The 2,294-nt window shown below is 39.6% G+C and carries 1 pseudogene; it reads right to left on the bottom strand.

From position 1 onward, the window contains the following. Positions 1–2,137, bottom strand: a pseudogene (locus tag KIH23_RS13555) (hypothetical protein); the annotation flags it as partial. Between the last annotated feature and the right edge of the window lie 157 nt (positions 2,138–2,294).

Below are 2,294 nucleotides of genomic sequence, written 5' to 3'. Positions count from 1 at the left end.
CTGATGCAGACTCATCGTTGCAATCAGTACCATTGTTTACTAAAGTGTAACCTGCTGGTGTAGCAGCACCGTAGCATACTGAAGTTGGAGGGAAACCATTGTTGTATCCGTCACCATCAGCATCAGTGTAGAAGTTAGCAGTTCTCCATTTTGTTGCATCAGCAGGAGCACAGTCAGTATTGTTTGTAGAAGTACCTTCAGGTTGACCTGTACAAGACAAGATAGCAGCACCAGCACCAAAACCATCAGCATCAGCATCAGCATAGTAAGTTTGAGCTGAAGTATTGATAGTCAAGTTCAAGATTTCAGTATGACATCCTACAGTACTAGTGTAAGTACCTGATGAAGTATATGTTTGACCATTTACTGACCATGTGAAAGAACCACAAGCAGTTTCTGAAGTAGTGTTAGAAGTACTTGGCGTGATTGTCAAGTTCAATACTTCTGTATGACATCCAACAGTACTAGTGTAAGAACCAGATGAAGTATACGTTTGACCGTTTACTGACCAAGTATAAGTATCACAAGCAGATTGTGAAGTAGTGTTAGAAGTACTTGGCGTAATTGTCAAATTCAACACTTCAGTATGACATCCAACAGTATTAGTGTAAGATCCTGATGAAGTATAGGTTTGACCATTTACTGACCATGTATAGCTATCACAAGCAGAAGCTGATGAAGTGTTAGAAGTACTTGGTGTAATTGTCAAGTTCAATACTTCTGTATGACATCCAACAGTGTTAGAATAAGAACCTGATGAAGTATAGGTTTGACCGTTTACTGACCATGTATAGCTATCACAAGCTGAAGCTGATGAAGTGTTAGAAGTACTTGGCGTAATAGTCAAGTTCAATACTTCTGTGTGACATCCAACTGTATTAGAGTAAGATCCTGATGAAGTATACGTTTGACCATTTACTGACCATGTATAAGTATCACAAGCCGAAGCTGAAGTAGTGTTAGATGTACTTGGTGTGATAGTTAAGTTCAATACTTCAGTATGACATCCAACTGTGTTGGTATATGTACCTGATGAAGTATAGGTTTGACCGTTAACTGACCAAGTATAAGTATCACAAGCAGATTCAGTAGTTGTGTTTGAAGTATTAGGTGTAATCGTTAAGTTCAAAGTTTCATTAACTGTACATCCTTGACCATTTGTAGTAGTTCCGGTATAAGTACCAGACTCAGAATAAGTCAAACCAGTCACACCCCAAGTAAAGCTACCGCAGGCAGATTCAGTTGTTGTGTTGGTTAAAGCTGATGCAGGACCAGAAATAGTAACCGGTACATTTACAACCGCACAAGAACCGTTAGACACGGCAATCGTGTGCGCACCAGCAGTTAAACCAGATACGTTGAATGCACCTGATACCAAAGTAGCAGCAGTTGAAGCGCCACCATCAACAGTATAAGTAATAGAACTGTTAGACGGAACCGGTGACATAGTAACAGTAGCAGAACCATTGTTACCACCAAAACAAGTAACAGCACCTAAGTTGCTTACAGCACCTGAAGTAGCACAAGTTACACCTGAAGCGGTATAAGGACCACCCAACACTAAGTTACCGTTAGCAAATGAGATTGCAGCAGAGTTAGTATTAGCTTCACAATATACAACACAGATATTTAAAGTAATACCTGCACCCCCTGTTGGGAAGGTAAGTTGCATAGTGTTGTTGGTAAAACCAAGTGAACTAGTAAGTCTAAAACGACAAAACTTTTTGTCAACACCTGATGGCAAAGCCACAGTATTTCCAGAACTCAAAGTTTGGTTGGTTTCAGTCCAACGCAACTGACGTGTAGCAGCTGTATGTGTTGGAGCCACGTTTGCCAAAGTTGGGAAGTCAGATGCAGAAGGCTGATTGACAACTGTAAAAGTAGCTACAGTACCAGTTGGCAAAGCAGTACCATAAAGCACGTTACCACCAATACCCGCAAGGGTCATAGCTGTAGTCCCCGTGTTTTTTACGTAAACGTCATATTCAATAGACGTTGACGTTGTCACAATGTTCTGTAATGAATATGTGATCTGATTCCCAGGACATGCCTGGGAATAAGATTTCACATTAATCATTAACGAGAACATAATCGCAAAACCTAAAATCAGGTTTTTAAAAGACATTCTTGTTTTCATAAAATATTTAAATTAATTATTGGGTTACTCATTAAAACGGATAGAACGCAAAAATGAAGTTGTTTGAGTTGGCCTCCCAGATTACATAATCTGAGCTATCAACTAATCCATCTCCGTTCAAATCTGTAGCAAAAACTCCAAACGCAAAATTGTTTGA

The sequence above is a fragment of the Flavobacterium sp. CYK-55 genome (genome assembly GCF_018413465.1).
Lineage (GTDB): Bacteria > Bacteroidota > Bacteroidia > Flavobacteriales > Flavobacteriaceae > Flavobacterium.
Note: the sequence above shows the minus strand (reverse complement) of the source record. Positions and strands in the feature narration are given on the sequence as shown.